General features: G+C 69.9%; 11 protein-coding genes. 6 read left to right on the plus strand and 5 right to left on the minus strand.

Annotation, left to right across the window (positions count from 1 at the left end):
- Positions 1-64: 64 nt before the first annotated feature.
- Positions 65-1,561: a PucR family transcriptional regulator gene (locus tag BA895_RS17435; RefSeq protein WP_070193120.1), complete on the minus strand. Its 1,497-nt coding sequence runs from the start codon at positions 1,559-1,561 to the stop codon at positions 65-67.
- Between the two features lie 129 nt (positions 1,562-1,690).
- On the opposite strand from BA895_RS17435, the gene gabT reads away from it, so the two are divergent.
- The 5 genes from gabT to BA895_RS17460 all read left to right on the plus strand — a co-directional run bounded on the left by gabT (position 1,691) and on the right by BA895_RS17460 (position 9,271).
- Positions 1,691-3,061, plus strand: coding sequence for a 4-aminobutyrate--2-oxoglutarate transaminase (gene gabT, locus BA895_RS17440; protein WP_070193121.1), 1,371 nt, complete (start codon positions 1,691-1,693; stop codon positions 3,059-3,061).
- The gene (locus BA895_RS17445; protein WP_070193122.1) at positions 3,058-4,827 is read left to right on the plus strand and encodes an aldehyde dehydrogenase family protein; all 1,770 of its coding nucleotides are present in this window, start codon (positions 3,058-3,060) and stop codon (positions 4,825-4,827) included. Before gabT ends, BA895_RS17445 begins: the two co-directional genes overlap by 4 nt.
- The gene (locus tag BA895_RS17450; RefSeq protein ID WP_070193123.1) at positions 4,824-6,020 is read left to right on the plus strand and encodes a CaiB/BaiF CoA-transferase family protein; all 1,197 of its coding nucleotides are present in this window, start codon (positions 4,824-4,826) and stop codon (positions 6,018-6,020) included. The genes BA895_RS17445 and BA895_RS17450 overlap by 4 nt, the downstream gene beginning before the upstream one ends.
- Before the next feature lie 656 nt (positions 6,021-6,676).
- The gene (locus tag BA895_RS17455) at positions 6,677-7,741 is read left to right on the plus strand and encodes a hypothetical protein (protein WP_070193124.1); all 1,065 of its coding nucleotides are present in this window, start codon (positions 6,677-6,679) and stop codon (positions 7,739-7,741) included.
- Between the two features lie 183 nt (positions 7,742-7,924).
- Positions 7,925-9,271, plus strand: coding sequence for an NAD-dependent succinate-semialdehyde dehydrogenase (locus tag BA895_RS17460; protein ID WP_070193125.1), 1,347 nt, complete (start codon positions 7,925-7,927; stop codon positions 9,269-9,271).
- Positions 9,272-9,316: 45 nt separating this feature from the next.
- On the opposite strand, the gene BA895_RS17465 is transcribed toward BA895_RS17460, so the two are convergent.
- Both BA895_RS17465 and BA895_RS17470 read right to left on the minus strand, forming a co-directional pair.
- A complete protein-coding gene (locus tag BA895_RS17465; RefSeq protein ID WP_070193126.1) occupies positions 9,317-9,559 on the minus strand; it encodes a hypothetical protein in 243 nt (80 codons plus the stop codon).
- Positions 9,560-9,610: 51 nt separating this feature from the next.
- Complete coding sequence (locus BA895_RS17470; RefSeq protein ID WP_083283485.1) at positions 9,611-10,768, minus strand: C45 family autoproteolytic acyltransferase/hydolase; 1,158 nt, start codon at positions 10,766-10,768, stop codon at positions 9,611-9,613.
- A 171-nt stretch (positions 10,769-10,939) separates the two neighbouring features.
- Between BA895_RS17470 and BA895_RS17475 the strand changes: the two genes are divergently transcribed.
- A complete protein-coding gene (locus BA895_RS17475; RefSeq protein ID WP_254666537.1) occupies positions 10,940-11,287 on the plus strand; it encodes a cupin in 348 nt (115 codons plus the stop codon).
- Positions 11,288-11,309: 22 nt separating this feature from the next.
- On the opposite strand, the gene BA895_RS17480 is transcribed toward BA895_RS17475, so the two are convergent.
- Both BA895_RS17480 and BA895_RS17485 read right to left on the minus strand, forming a co-directional pair.
- Positions 11,310-14,828, minus strand: a complete 3,519-nt coding sequence (locus BA895_RS17480; RefSeq protein ID WP_070193241.1) for a DEAD/DEAH box helicase — start codon at positions 14,826-14,828, stop codon at positions 11,310-11,312.
- A gap of 50 nt (positions 14,829-14,878) precedes the next feature.
- Complete coding sequence (locus BA895_RS17485; protein ID WP_070193127.1) at positions 14,879-15,415, minus strand: DUF1697 domain-containing protein; 537 nt, start codon at positions 15,413-15,415, stop codon at positions 14,879-14,881.
- Positions 15,416-15,433 lie beyond the last annotated feature (18 nt).

Genomic DNA, 15,433 nt, shown 5'->3' on the forward strand with positions numbered 1-15,433 from the left:
TTCTGGTCGCAAGCTTCATCCCCGGACACTACGCACCCGGCGACCGGCTCGACCGCGGCCTGGGTCAGGTGGCGCTGTCGAGACCGGTGGCTCGCAACGCCAGCCACACCCGCGCGGCGACGTCAGGATCGGCGAGGCTCCCGCCCAGGAGACCCTCGGCACGCACGATCCTGGCCCGAACCGAGTTGCGGTGCAGGCCGGTTGCGTGCGCCACGGCCTCCCAGCGGCCACGGTGGCGCAGATAGGCAGCAACCAGCGGGACGAGCTCAGCGCCTTCGCCGGTCAGGGCCCCGATCACCTCGTCGGCCCACGCCTGCGACACGAGGGGGGTGACGTCCGGCCGCCACACGTGCACCCCGCGCAGCGGCAGCGCCCGGCACCAGTCGTCCACGGCGCCGTGCACGCGGCTCACGTCGCCGAGCCGCAGGAGAGGTCCCACTCCGATCGCGCACTCCTGCGCGTGCGGCGTCAGGGCGGCATCCCGACTCTCGTCGTCCACCCAGTCGTGCGTCGCGTGCAGCAGCCCGGTGGCGACCGTGCCGGTCACCATCCCCCACCACGGCGCACCCGCCGGCTCCAACGCAGCAGCCAGGCTCTCCAGCGCCACGTCACCCGTGGGGCCCACCGCGACCAGCACCCGCACCCTCGGCGGCGGCGCGGACACGCCCAGCGCGTGCGCGAGGTCAACGGCGGCACGAACGTGGCCGGCCCGAACCAGGTGCGCGACCCCAGCGGTGAGCGCCCGCGTCGCGCGGACGGTCTCTTGGCGGTGCGCCGCGTCGGAACCGAGCAGGGCCAGCGACGACAGCAGCAAGCCGCGCAGCTGCCGAGACATCGATACCGGCGAGACCGTGCCGAGGTAGGCAAGAATCTCTCCGTTGCCCACGACGGGGTGCAGCGAGGCGACCTCGCGGCCGACCGGAAAGGTTGCGGCGCTTCGAGCCCCGGCGGGCCTCAGCCGACGCACCTCCTCAGCCAGCCCCGCCGCATCCGTCTCCCGCTCGGGGGGCTGCGTCACGAGGGGCCGGCCCGACGGGTCGGTGAGCGTCGCCCAGCCACCGACCGCGTCGGCCAGGACCGCCAGCACCGCCGACGCGGGTTCGTCCGAGGCTGCCGCCGAGACCAACCGCTGGTGGACGTCGATGGCAGCGTGCAGGGAGCGCTCCTGCTGCGCACCGACGGAGGACCAGAACGTTCGGGTGACCGTCTGGAAGGGCACCTCCGCGGGCACGACGAGAAGCGGCAGCCCCAGCCGCGCACAGGCCCGCTCCAACACACGGGGCACGGCCACGTGCACCGGGCCGAGCCCCAGCCCGAGGGCCGAGACCCGAGCACCGACGAGGCGCCGGACGTAGGCACCGCACCCTGCTCCGGTGAGCGGCAGGGCCAGCCCGGTCGTCAGGAGCAGCTCACCTCCGTGCAGGTACGCCGTCGGGTCGGCGAGCTCGCTGATGTGCACGGCATCGAGGACGGCCGCGCCGGGTTCGGATGGCACGTGGGGGACGAGGGCTCTCGGGAGCAGCGCGACGAGGTGGGCGACGGTCAGCGGGGCTGACTCCACTGAGGTTGTTCTATCCCGAACCCTGTTCATCTGGGTCATCCTATCCAGTGACGGTTGAGACAGAGTCTCTACGCTCGGATCATCCAGCGGCCCCACAACCGGGACCCGGACATCCGCAGAGGAGCACAGATGACCGAGGCAACCACCCTGAGCAGCGCGGTCGACGAACCGGCGGTCACCCAGAAGCGCTGGCTGCGTACCGCGATTCCCGGTCCGAAGTCGCTGGCCCGGCAGGCCCGTCGCGACTCCGCCGTGCCCAACGGCATCGGCACCGTGCTGCCCGTCTTCGTCGGGAGGATGTCGGGCGGCATCGTCGTCGACGTCGACGGCAACCAGCTGGTCGATCTCGCGTCCGGCATCGCCGTGACCTCGGTGGGCGGCGCTCACCCCGCGGTGGTCAGTCGGGTGCACGAGCAGGTCGACCGGTTCAGCCACACGTGCTTCCTCGTCACCGAGTACGACGGTTTCGTCGAGGTCGCCGACACCCTCAACCGGCTCACGCCTGGAGACCACGCGAAGAAGACGATGCTCTTCACGACCGGCGCCGAGGCGGTCGAGAACGCCGTCAAGATCGCCCGCAGCGCGACGAAGCGTCAAGCCGTCATCACGTTCGGCCACGCGTACCACGGGCGCACCCTGCTGACCATGACGATGACGGCCAAGAACGCGCCGTACAAGGACGGCTTCGGGCCCTTCGCTCCGGAGGTGTACCGCGCGCCGCTGGCCTACCCCTACCGGTGGGGCACCACCCCCGAACAGTGCGCCCACGAGGCGCTGGCCGCCCTCGACGACCTCGTGGTCAAGCAGATCGGAGCCCACAACGTGGCCGCCATCGTCATCGAGCCGATCTCGGGCGAGGGTGGCTTCATCGTGCCGCCGCCCGGCTACCTCGCCGGGGTGCAGGCCATCGCCAACGCCCACGGCATCGTCTTCGTCGCCGATGAGGTACAGACCGGCATCGGGCGTACCGGGGCGATGTTCGCCTCCGAGCACGCCGGCATCGTGCCTGACCTCGTCGTCACCGCCAAGGCTCTCGGCGGCGGCCTGCCGCTGTCTGCGGTCACCGGTCGGGCCGAGCTCATGGATGCCGTGCACCCCGGCGGGCTGGGGGGCACCTACTCCGGCAACCCGGTCGCCTGCGCGGCTGCCCTCGGCGTCTTCGAGGCGATCGAGCAGGACCACCTGCTCGACCGGGCCCGCGAGATCGGCGAGCTGATCACCCGACGTCTCCACGCCCTCGCGGCCGAATGCCCGTGGATCGGCGAGGTGCGTGGCGTCGGCGCCATGCAGGCCGTCGAGTTCGTCGTGCCCGGAACCACAGAGCCCTCCCCCGAGGCCACCGCGGCCGTCGCCGCCTTCTGCCACCACGCCGGCGTGCTGGCCCTGACCTGCGGCACGTACGGCAACGTCGTACGGATGCTGCCCCCACTCGTCATCTCCGACGAGCTGCTTGAAGACGCCCTCGGCGTCTTCGCCGACGCCTGCCGGAGCCTGTCATGACCGCGATCGCCGCACCGCTCACCGAGACGAGCTTCGACCCCCGCACCGGCCACCCGGTGCTCACCCTCGCGATCGCCGGCCCGATCGAGGTGGACGAGGCGGTGCGCGCCGCCGCGTTGGCCGCCGATGCAGTCGCGAACACGTCACCAGCCGTCCGGGCCGGCTGGCTCGAGGCCATCGCCGACGCCGTGCACGCTCACGCCGACGAGCTGGCGGAGGTCGCCGACCAGGAGACCGGCCTCGGCCGCGTCCGGCTCGATGGTGAGGTGCTGCGGTGCGCCGCCCAGCTGCGCTTCTACGCCGCGGTCGCGCGCGACGGCGGCTTCCTCGACGTCGTCATCGACCGCGCCACACAGGCCCAGCCCGACCTGCGCCGGATGAGGGTGCCGCTCGGCCCGGTCGCGGTCTTCGGCGCCAGCAACTTCCCGTTCGCGTTCGGCTCGCTCGGCAACGACACCGCCTCCGCACTAGCGGCCGGCTGCCCCGTTGTGGTCAAGGCGCACCCGGCACACCTGGCCACCCACCAGCTGCTCCTCCACATCGCGACCGGCGCGCTCGTCGCGGCGGGCGCCCCCGAGGGGAGCCTGTCTGCGGTCATCGGTTTCTCAGCAGGGACCGAGCTCGTGCTGCATCCCGCCGTGCGGGCGGTCGCCTTCACCGGCTCGCAGCAGGCGGGCCTGGCGCTCGCCGGGCTCTCGGCGACCCGCACGGTCCAGGTGCCGGTCTTCGCTGAGATGAGCACGGTCAACCCTGTCGTCGTCACGTTCGCCGCGCAGGCCCGGGCGGCCACGATCGGCGACGGGTGTGCCACCTCGTTCACGATGGGCATGGGCCAGTTCTGCACCAAACCGGGCCTCGTCCTCGCGCCTCGCGGGTCAGCCATCACCGCGGCGATCGTCGCGTCGGTGCAGCGGCAGGAACCGCGCGGCCCGCTGCTGACCGCCGGAATCGCGGGCGCCTACGCCGCCGGCATCGACCGGCTCCTCTTCGCGGGCACCACGATGCAGGCCTACGTCGTCGAGCCTGGCCCGGGCGCGGCCGTGTCTGCCGTGGTTCTGTCGGCAGACGCCGAGCTGCTCGTGCCGGGGTCGCCCCTGCTCGAGGAGTGCTTCGGCCCGGTGGTTGTCGTGGTCGAGTACGACGACGTCGCCCACCGGGACTCCATCCTGGGCCGGCTGCAGGGCTGCCTCGTCGCGACCGTGATGACCGACGGGCCGCACGACCCTGAGCTGCCCGGCCTCGTCTCCGGGCTCACCGGCCTCGCGGGGCGCGTCGTGGTGGACGCGTGGCCGACCGGGGTCGCCACCACCTGGGCGCAGCACCACGGCGGGCCCTGGCCCTCGACGACCGCCCCCGCCGCCACCTCCGTGGGATCGGGCGCGCTCGACCGGTTCACCCGTCCGGTCGCCTACCAAGGTGTAGCGGATGCTGCGCTGCCCGTCCCGTTGCGCACCGAGAACGAGTGGGGCCTGCCGCGCCGCCTCGACGGCATCCTCGCCACAGCGGACTCTGCACCTGCGACTGCCCCGTCCGCGCCCGCGCGCCCGAGGACACGGGCCGCGAAGAGCGCCGGGACCACGGGCACCGCGAAGCGCACCAGAACCACGAAGGCCGCCGGTACCACGGGGGCCGCCGGTACCACGGGGGCCGCCGGTACGTCGGGGGCCGCGAAGAGCGCCGGAGCCCCGAGGAGGTCGAAGAGCGCGACCACACGCGCCTCCGGTTCCGTCGGCTCCGCGGGCAGTGGGGCAAAGGCCGCGCCGTGACCGCGCCGTTGGAGGGGATCGTCGTCGCCGACTTCTCGCGCGTGCTCGCCGGACCGTACGCGACGATGCTGCTCGCCGACCTCGGCGCCACCGTGATCAAGGTGGAACGTCCTGGCGTGGGCGATGACACCCGCGCGTGGGGCCCGCCGTGGGCCGCAGAGTCGAGCTCGTACTTCGAGTCGGTCAACCGGTCCAAGCTGAGCGTGGTGCTGGACCTGACCGACCCGGCAGACCTTGAGGTCGCTCGGTCGCTCGCGGCCAAGGCCGACGTCGTGATCGAGAACTTTCGGGCCGGGACCATGGGCCGCTACGGGCTCGACCACGAGTGCGTGGCGGCCGGCAACCCCGGTGTCGTCTACTGCTCGATCACGGGCTTCGGCTCGGGAGCCGGCGCCGCACTGCCCGGTTACGACTTCGTCGTGCAGGCGCTCGGGGGTCTGATGAGCATCACCGGCGAGCCCGACCGGGACCCGATGAAGGTGGGGGTTGCCCTCGTCGACGTGCTCACCGGCAAAGACGCGACGATCGCCATCCTCGCTGCCCTGCGCTCGCGGGACGTTCACGGGCTCGGCCAGCGGGTGGAGGTCAACCTGCTCTCCAGCCTGCTGGGGTCGCTGGCCAACCAGGCGAGCAGCTACCTCGCGACCGGGCGGCCGCCCGAACGAATGGGCAACCAGCATCCGTCGATCGCACCGTACGAGACCCTGGACTGCGCAGACGGGGTGATCGCGCTTGCGTGCGGCAACGACGCCCAGTTCGTGCGTCTGGTCGACGTGCTCGGGAAGCCCGAGCTCGCGACCGACCCGCGGTTCGGCAGCAACGCCGAACGGGTGGCGAACCGGGTCGAGCTGGTTCGTGCCCTCGAGGAGCGCCTGGTGACCAGCACGGCAGAGAAGTGGGAGCAGGCCCTGCTCGAGGCCGGGATCGCCGCGGCCCGGGTCGGTGACCTCGGGTCTGCCTTCACTCGGGCCACCGAGCTGGGGTTGGACCCCACCTTCGCGGTCGGCCCCGGTCGCACGGCCCAGGTCAGCCACCCCATCACGTACTCGGACCATGCCCCGCGACGAGACCTGCCGCCGCCGGGCCTCGGCGAACACGGCCGGCTCGTCCGCGACTGGTGCGCCACCCCGGCCGGTAACCCACTGGTGTTCCCCGTCCGCACGCACGGTTCGGCGCGGCAGCCAGCGAGCTGAACGAGGTGCGTGTCTCCGCTGAGGTGACCCTGGAAGACCCACAAACCAGCTGATAGGGGTGTACGGCGGCGCGGCAGGCCGTGCAGGAGGTCCGACGATGGTTCGACCCAGGAAACCGCGTGAACCGGGCAATGCCGTGGGGCCGGACCGACGCAGGGGCACGCTTCAGGACTCGCGAGCGGACCCACCGTTGTTGTCTCTCGCAGCACAGGCGGGTAGCGCGACCATCCCGACCCCTATCGAACCAGAGGCCCGTCATCTAGAGTGGATCGGCAAGAGCAGGGGGGCAGACGATGAGGCTGTATCTAGCCGAGGAGAACGCGGCCCGCCTCGCCAAGTCTCGCGGACCGAGCGCGACGGTTCCGGTCAGCCATCCACTCCTGTCATTGCAGCGAAAAGCGGGGAACCGCGCCGTTTCGCAGCTCATGACCGCCGTCGCGGATGACTCACCTCCGCTGCGGCGTGCTCAGGAGGTCCGTCAGCCTCTGAGCACCGGGCGGCCGAGTGATGTGGATGAAGCAGGGCACACGACGGCCACGCCCGAGACCGCTCAGCCAGCTCTTCAGAGAGGCATGACGCAGCCAGTCGTCACAGACTGGCTTGGCTTCATACCGGGTCTGAGGTCACATACTGACCGAGCAGCCGTCGAACTCCTCATGGCGCTCGGATTTCGCGATGAGAACAAGATCACGAACCTTCTCTTCTGGGCCGACCATCCCGAAATGATTCTACAGAAAATTGACCCGGCGCAAACCGAGCTGGTCCGTCTGTGGATTTCTATCCGCGACACCACCGTGCGTCCAGCACTCAGGGACACGGCCCACAAAGCCACCGGCAGCGGTAAGCACAAGGATGGCAGCCCCAAGCCTAAGCTCGATCACGGTTCCCACCTGTCGACGAGCGCAGCTGACTTCATCGCCAAGAATCGCGCGCAACTGGGGTTGTCCGAGGAGAACGAGAGTCGCTCGGCGCACTTCTACAGCAAGGGTAAGCGTGCTGAGCTCCGGGCTATGGATCCAGAGAACGTGGCCAAGTACGCATCAAAATATAGCCAGGCGACCAGCCATTTTGAACGAAGCAAGGTGCTCTTCAGAGAGAGCTCCTTGGGCCAATGGAAGAGCGGGGAGGACGTCGCATTTGTTGCGGCCATAGCCACGAGAGAAGGCGGCGCAGGGATATTCCGCACCGACACGGAGAAGGTGGTTTCAGGAGGAAAGGACACGCACAAGAAAGGCGCCAGCGGACTCGACAACCTAGGCCGCGACGAGTACCGCAAGGAGTTCGAGAAATCGGGCCTATTTATCGAGAAGGTCGACCGTGACGACCCCGACCTGAAAGCGAAGAACCGGAATCCGGCCTGGATCGAGGCGCGAGACCTCATGTTTGCCCACATGATCACCACGGCAAACCACGAAAAGCTCTTCCGGACGTCCTATCTAGCTTCTGCGGCAAAGAAGGCCAAAGTCACGGTCGACGGCGAAAGTTTGTGGGCGGGGCTGAGCGACCCGGCGAGGCGGTCATGGCTAGCCCTGTTCTACTCCGGAGTCGGCCATGTTGCTGGCACACTCAAGACCCTTTTTGACGAGCAAAGAACTTCCGGCAGGGCTGTCGACCTCAATGACATAGTTGGAAAAGATGACTTCCCCAGCATCAACCGCGTGATTCTTGCGCGAGCGACCGCCCTCAGAGCAGCCACCTTCGAACACCTCGACGCTCTGTGAAGAGCCCGTTCGCCTGGGCGGGGTCGAGGCACCATCCATTCGGCAGCACGTGAACACCTGACGGCGCCTGGGCACCCCTTTCGCGGCCCCCCGTCGTGATGGATCCCATCTGGTGCCAACGGTTTCAGTTGCTAGGGTGACGAACGAACCCAACCCTTGCAACGAAGCAGCTGGAGGCATTCCATGACCACGGAGTATGCGGTCGTCGACCCGAGCACGAGCGAGCAGGGGCATTCCTACCCCACGGCCACTGCCGAGACCATTGAGGCGGCCCTGGCCTCCGCAGCTCAGGCTCACCGCGACTGGTCCCGCGGGTCGACGGTGGCCGAGCGCGCCGCCCTGGTCCACCGGGTCGCCGAGCTGCACACCCAACGCCGCGACGAGCTCGCCGCGATCATCGTGCGCGAGATGGGCAAGCCGACCGAGGAGGCCCTCGAGGAGGTCGACTTCGCGGCGGCCATCTACGCGTACTACGCCGACCACGCCGCTGCTTTCCTGGCCGACGAGCCCATCGACCTGCCCGCCGGAACCGGCACGGCCCTGGTTCGCCGCAGCTCCGTCGGCCCCCTGCTCGGGATCATGCCGTGGAACTTCCCCTACTACCAGGTCGCCCGGTTTGCCGGTCCGAACCTGGTCGCCGGCAACACCATCGTGCTCAAACATGCGCCGCAGTGCCCCGAGTCGGCCGCCGCCATCGAGACGATCTTCCACGAGGCCGGCTTCCCCACCGGGGCCTACGTCAACATCTACGCCACCAACGAGCAGGTCGCCGAGATCATCGCCGACCCCCGCATCCAGGGAGTCTCACTGACCGGCTCCGAACGCGCCGGGGCCGCCGTCGCCGAGATCGCCGGTCGCAACCTGAAGAAGGTCGTCCTCGAGCTCGGCGGCTCCGACCCCTTCATCCTGCTGAGCACCGACGACATCGACGCCGCCGCCGACGCTGCCGTCGAAGCGCGGGTCTACAACACCGGCCAAGCCTGCAACGCCGGCAAGCGCTTCATCGTCGCCGACCACCTCTATGACGACTTCCTGAGCGCCTTCACCGCCAAGATCCTGGCCATCCCCACCGAGTCGCCCCTCTCCTCGCTTCAGGCCGCTCAACGCCTCGCCGAACAGGTCCAACGCGCCGTCGACGGCGGGGCCATCCTGCACACCAACGGCGAGCCTGACGGCGCCTTCTACCCCGCCGGCATCCTGACCGACGTCACCCCCGACAACGACGTCTTCACCGAAGAGCTCTTCGGACCCGTCGCCATGGTGTTCAAGGCCGACTCCGAGCAGGCCGCCATCGACCTGGCCAACCAGACGCCCTACGGCCTGGGCTCCTACGTCTTCACCACCGACCCCGACCAGGCCCAACGCGTCGCCGACCAGCTCGACGTCGGCATGGTCTTCGTCAACGGTGTCGGCGCCGACGGCGCCGAGCTGCCTTTCGGCGGCGTCAAGAGATCGGGCTTCGGCCGCGAGCTGGGCCGCTACGGCATCGAGGAGTTCGTCAACAAGAAGCTCATCCGCTCCCTTCCCTGAACACCGCCCTGAAGTCTGCTGCTGGGCGGCCCACCTCCGATCGGTTCAGGTGCGCCACCGCGCCCAGGCGGCTTGCTTCGTCGTGCCGGCCAGCCCACCGACCGCGGTCCAGGAGTTCGCCTCGGCCAACGACCGAGCGCTGGCGCCGAGGGCCTCGCCGACGGTCTGGCTCAGGCCGAGCAACTCTTGAAACGCGGCGACGTCGGTGCTGCGAGCGAGGGCGTCGATGTACTCCCGGGCAGCGGCGGCGAGGGCGACGGGATCGGCGGGCTCAGTCGGCATGCTCATGGAGGTCCTTTCTACCCCGCCAGTATTTCCCGTCGTCGCCACGCGCGGCAACTACCGACCGACGAGGGTCACCTCACGGTGGTCGTCGACGTCGTCGAAGGTGCGCACCCAGGTCTCGCCCGGCCACCGGTAGGTGACCGCCCCGGCAGACGGCCGGTAGGCAGCGGTGTAGAGGGTGCCGAACCCAGCCGTGTACTGGTCGGCTCGCAGCGGTTCCTGCAGGAAGGCATCGACGAGCCGATGGCGTGGAGTGTCTTCGTCCAGAAGCCGGTTCAGGTGCTGCTGGCGAGGCAGGCTGCCCAGCCGACGAGCGTGCTCGGGACGCTCCACGACGTCCAGGCGGTGGTTGGTGGCCACGGTGAGGTCGCTGACCTCGATCGGCTCGCCCGGGGTGACGAAGACGGTGGCGTGCGCGCCGGAGGTGTCGGCGAGGGTCACGTTGTAGGACTGCGACACCGGTATCCGCCTGAGGGCCGAGACTGCGGCGTCGACATCGGCGCAGGTCTCGAGGAGGTAGCGGATGACCAGTGGGATGCCGAACCCGTCGCCGACGTCGGGGCGACCGCCGAAGGTCAGCGACGCGACGAGGCCGTCCTCGTTCATGCCATCGAGCAGGCCCCAGAGCAGATCGCTCGTACCGATGACCTTCCGATGCCCTGACCAGTTCGTCGAGGCGATGACTCCCTCGAACAGGTTGAGGTCGTAGTCGTAGTTGCGCACCAGCAGCGGATCGGAACCGGCGATGACGGCTTGGGAGCATCCGCAGGCGAACGACGGCATGCGCCACATCGAGAGCAACCTGGCCGCGACGGTGTCGTTGTCAGTCAGCCTCACCAGCTGTTCCCAGACGGGCACGAGCTCGGGCATGTGGTCGAGCAGCCGCTGGCGGCATTCGGCCAGGCTCGGTCGCTCGGAGAGACCTTGAGACGCGTACCACGAGGAGTAGGCCCCCCAGGTCGCGTCGTACAGTGCCTTCCATCGCGGGCCGGGGGTGTCCTCCTGATACGCAGTGAAGCGCAGGGGGAAGGTCGCGGCGCTGGCGATGGGGCTGCTGGCGATCCAGTCGACGGCACTGTGGGAGGCGTTGCTCCAGGCCAGCCCGTAGTCGACCCAGCCGCGCCAGTCTGTGAGGTCCGTCGGCATGGCGGGGGCCTGGCCTCGATGGTCGTCAGGGGCCGGGGGGCAGGAGCTCTTCGTGGTGGTTGTCATGAGCGTCAAGTTAACATTGACGACTTGGTAGCGTCAAGAATCTCTTGACGACGCGAACCGCGGGCCTCGTCACTGTCGGTTGGCAGCAGGGCCGACCACCCCTGCCGACCACCCCCGCCGACCACCCCGGCCGACCACCCCCGCCGACCACCCCGGCCGAGAGGCCCGCGGGTGAAGGGTGAGACATTGGGTGAGCACGGGCGCTTCACGCCCGAGACGAAGGAGTCAGCCGTGGTCGCAACCGCCGATATTCAGATCGACACCGACACGCTCCGTGTCACCAGGTGGACAATCCCTGCGGGGGAGGCGATCCCGATGCACGTTCACGAGCACGACTACGTCGTGGTTCCGCTGGTGAGCGCCACGATGCACCTGAGCTTTCCCAACGGTGACGAGACCGTGTCGCAGATCGAGCTGGGGCGCAGCTACCACCGACCGGCCGGTGCCGAGCATCGCGTCAGCAACCACGGCGAGAGCACCATCGAGTTCGTCGAGATGGAGATCGTCCGAAGCCAATGAGGCCGGGCCCCTCGAGCGGGGCTCAGCCGAGGCCGAGCAGGTCGCGAACGTCGGCGGCGCTGATCGCTCCAGTGAGGGCGCCGCCCTCGTCGACGACTCGCTGGAACAGGTCTCGCTTGCGCTCCTGGAGCGCGACCACCTTCTCCTCGATGGTGTCGGCCGAGACGAGGCGGTAGACGGTGACCGGGCGCTTCTGCCCGATGCGGTGAGCCCGGTCGATGGCCTGCGCCTCGGCAGCAGGGTTCCACCACGGGTCGAGCACGAACACGTAGTCGGCCTCGGTGAGGGTCAGACCGAACCCGCCGGCCTTGAGGCTGATCAGAAAGGCGGCAGACTCTCCGTCACGGAAGCTGCGGATCACCTCCTGCCGGTTCTTCGTGGCGCCGTCGAGGTAGCAGGTGCGCAGACCGGCCCCCGAAAGGGCCCGTTCGACGATGCGCAGAAAGCCGGTGAACTGGCTGAAGACCAGCGCGCGATGCCCCTCGGACGCCAGCTCGCGCAGCTGCTCGACGAGGAAGTCCACCTTCGCGGCGGTGGCCCGACCGGCGTAGGCCGGATCGACGAGGGCAGGGTCGAGCGCGAGCTGACGCAAGCGGGTGAGGGCGGCGAGGATGGCCACCCGGTTCGACTCCGGGTCGTCGAGCAGGCCCAGCACGCGCTGCCGCTCACGCTGCAGGTGCTGGTCGTAGAGGTGCCGGTGCACAGGATGCTGCTCGACGGGAACCACCTGGATCTGCTTCGGCGGTAGGTCGACCGCCACCTGCTCCTTGGTACGCCGCAGCATGAGTGGGCGGATACGTCGGCGCAGCAGGTCGAGCAGCTCGGGCCGCTCCCCCGACTCGATCGGCTTGCGGTAGTTCTTGGTGAAGACGTCGGGGCGGGGGTAGAGCCCGGGCGCCGTGAGCGAGAGCAGTGACCAGAGATCCATCAGAGAGTTCTCGAGCGGGGTGCCGGTAACGGCGATGGTGAACGGGGCACCCAGCTTGCGGGCGGCCACGTGGGTCTTGGCCTGCCGGTTCTTGACGAACTGGGCCTCGTCGAGCACGACCCCTGACCATCGAAGGTCGTGGAAGGCCGCGTCGTCGAGCCGCAGCACCGCGTAGGAGGTGATGACCACCTCGGCGTCGGCCACGGTCTCGGCCAGCGAGGTGCCCCGCTTGCGCTCGGTCGCGGTGACCGCAACGACGCTCAGGTGGGGCGCAAAAGCCTCCAGCTCGCCCAGCCAGGTGCCGACGACGCTGGTGGGCGCCACCACGAGCACCGGCCCGTGCCGACCACCGATCTCGCCGCGGTCGTGGGCCCGAGCCAACATCGCGATCGTCTGCAGCGTCTTGCCCAGCCCCATGTCGTCGGCGAGGATGCCGCCGAGCCGGGCGTCCCACAGCCGCGAGAGCCAGCGATAACCCTCGACCTGGTAGGGCCGCAGCGTGGCCCGCAGGTCGCTCGGCACCGGGACCGGTGGCGTGGCTGCTGTGTCGACCGACGCCAGGGCCTCGACGTTGGCGGCCCAGCGGGCGCTCTGCTCGTCGACGACTCCGAGCGCCACCAGCTCTTCCCAGAAGTCGGCGTGGTGGGCACTGAGCCGCAGCCCTCCCGACTCGGGGTCGGCGATCTCGCGGGCCTCGTCGATGAGCGAGCGCAGCCGCAGCAGCTCGGGCCGGTCGAGGCGGAACCACGAGCCCGAGTCGAGCAACATGATCTCATCGCCCCGGGTGAGGGCGGCGAACAGCGGCTCGAACGGCACCTCCTCGCCCTCGACCTCGACGGAGACGTGCAGGTCGAACCAGTCGGACCGGTCGCCGTCACGCGGCTCGAGGCGGCCCCCCGACGGCCCCGCGCCCTGCAGGTGCCCGGGGGCGGTGCCGGCAACACCCTCAACTCCAGCGACACCGGCGGAGAGCGAGGGGTCGAGAGCAGGGTCGAGGGCGCCGAGCCGAATGACGGGCGCCGTGGTCACCTCGTCGTACGCGGGGAGCACCCCGTCGAACTCGACGGTGACGTGCTCGTCGTCTTCGAGCGTTGGCAGCAGGTCGGTGACGAACCGAGCAGCATGGATGCCGGTGAGCACGACCCTTGAGACCAGGTGCAGCACGCCGGTCGAGTCGGCGCGGGTGGCGCCCGGGATGGTCTGCACCGAGGTGGCCGCCGCGAGCGCCGTCGCCTCGGCGGCCCGGTCACGCGAGCCACCGCCGAAGCGTTTGGTGCCGAACGACCTCAGCACACCGTCGTAGGCGGCGCCGAGGTCAAGGCATACTTCGCCCGGCACGTCGGCAGTGATGCGTGCGTGGACGGTGACCGTCGACCCCTGACGGTCGCTGCGAGCCTCCCCCGGCAGCGGCGCGGGCAGCGGCACCTCGCTGCGCAGGCGCACCTTCTCGCGCAGGCCCGGAACGGTCGTGCGCAGGAACGACGCCCGCTCGGCGGCGGGAACGCGCAGCCCGGTCAGGGCCTGCGTCAGACCTCGGGTGTCGAGGCCGAGGTGCTGCTCGAGCGGCACGAAGGTGAGCGAACCGTCGGCCCCCTCGACCGCGACGGCATGCACCGGGTCGCCGAGGCCCGCCAGCTCGTCGATGCCGAGGTCGGCGGCGGAGTCGGGCAGCCCCTCGACGGTGGCGCGCAGCAGCAGGTCACCCGACTCGTCGTCGGACCGCAGCACCGAGAGCACCAGTCGGGCCGCTTCGTCGGCCACGAAGACCGGGCCGGCCACCCCCTCGCCCGCCATGATCTCGATGCCGACCTCGCGAGCTTCACGCAGCAACGGCCACACGTCGGCCGACGCGTCGAGCGCCAGGGGCGGCGACGTGCTGAAGTAGGTCGTGCCGCCCGACCCGTGCCGGGCCGCATCGCGCAGCCGCGTCAGGATGCGTTCGTGCTCGGGCAGGAAGCGGATCCCGGTGCGCCACTGGGGCAGTGCCTCCTGCCACGACAGGCTCTTGTGCCAGCCGCCGACTCGGGTGCGACGGGTCGGACGCAGCCCGTAGCCGAGGTCGGCCTCGCTGCGCCAGGCCACCGACGAGCGGTAGATGGTGTCGACGAACAGGCCGGCCGGCATGAGGTCACCTCGCGGTTCGGGCCGCACGGGTTCGACGGGTCGAGGCCCCTCCCGAGGCTGAACGTGACCGAGCACCTCCGACCAGAGCGCGAGCGGCGCGGCCGGCACGGGCGCCGGCCTTGCGGCATCCGACCCCCCGGCGGTGTTCGGCCCCACCGGGATGCCGTGCGCGACGTCACGGGCGGTCAGCAGCAGCGCGACGGCGTGCTTGCAGTCCATCCCCACCGGGCAGCTGCACCGGGCCCACCACTCGACGCCGCGGGCCCTGCGCTCGGGGCTCGACTCGACGATGACCTGGTAGGTGTCAGTACGTGATCCCGACACGGTGCCCAGCAGCATCGAGCCCTCGGGCCGCGTGGCCAGCGAGCGGACCCGTCGCTGCGCGGCGTACGCCTGGCCGCGTTCGAAGGTGCGTGAGCCCACCTGCTGCTCGATCGAGTGGTCGCTGAGGTCGCCCACCCAGCTCGCTCGACCCACGCTCCATGCCACCACTCGACTCTAGGCGTGAGGGCAGACACCGCGAACCGCCTTCCACAGGCTCAGCTGCCCCATTTCTGAGCGAGGGCTCGAATCACCTTCGCGTTGCGGTTGGTGGCCACGCCCATGGCCTTCTCGACCCACGCGTTGGAGCGCTTGGCCTCGTGGTACGGCTTGTCGTAGAGCAGGTGCACAGAGCGGCCCCTGACGACGAGGCGCTCCCCGTCGGGCGGGTCGGCCTCGATCGTGCCGGTGGCGCCAGCCGTCGGCGTCGCCTTCAGGAGGCTGACGTAGTGCCCCCCGCTCGGTGGGTCGGTCGACGAGATGATCTCGACGTCGGCCGCCAGGGCGGCCAGCTCGACCGGGGTCAGCGCCACGACGGGAACCTCGAAGCCCCGGTCGGCCTCGAGCACCTTCTCGACGGCCGCCTCGAGCTTGGCGCGTGAGCGCAGCCCAGAGGTGAGGCGCACGTTGCCGGTCTGGATGTGGGTCTCGACGTTCGCGTAACCGGCGTCGGTGAGGGTCTGGCGCAGCTCGGCCATCGGATAGCTCCGCCTACCGACGTTGACGGCACGAAGGAAGACGATCCAGGTGGCCATCCCCACAGGCTAGCCAAC

Origin of the sequence: Humibacillus sp. DSM 29435, assembly GCF_001758225.1 — a bacterium.
GTDB lineage: Bacteria > Actinomycetota > Actinomycetes > Actinomycetales > Dermatophilaceae > DSM-29435.

Coding starts and splice junctions, on each gene's coding strand:
- gabT (WP_070193121.1), top strand. CDS start 1,691: ATGACCGAGGCAACCACCCTGAGCAGCGCGGTCGACGAACCGGCGGTC.
- BA895_RS17445 (WP_070193122.1), top strand. CDS start 3,058: ATGACCGCGATCGCCGCACCGCTCACCGAGACGAGCTTCGACCCCCGC.
- BA895_RS17455 (WP_070193124.1), top strand. CDS start 6,677: ATGGCGCTCGGATTTCGCGATGAGAACAAGATCACGAACCTTCTCTTC.
- BA895_RS17460 (WP_070193125.1), top strand. CDS start 7,925: ATGACCACGGAGTATGCGGTCGTCGACCCGAGCACGAGCGAGCAGGGG.
- BA895_RS17465 (WP_070193126.1), bottom strand. CDS start 9,559: ATGAGCATGCCGACTGAGCCCGCCGATCCCGTCGCCCTCGCCGCCGCT.
- BA895_RS17470 (WP_083283485.1), bottom strand. CDS start 10,768: ATGACAACCACCACGAAGAGCTCCTGCCCCCCGGCCCCTGACGACCAT.
- BA895_RS17485 (WP_070193127.1), bottom strand. CDS start 15,415: ATGGCCACCTGGATCGTCTTCCTTCGTGCCGTCAACGTCGGTAGGCGG.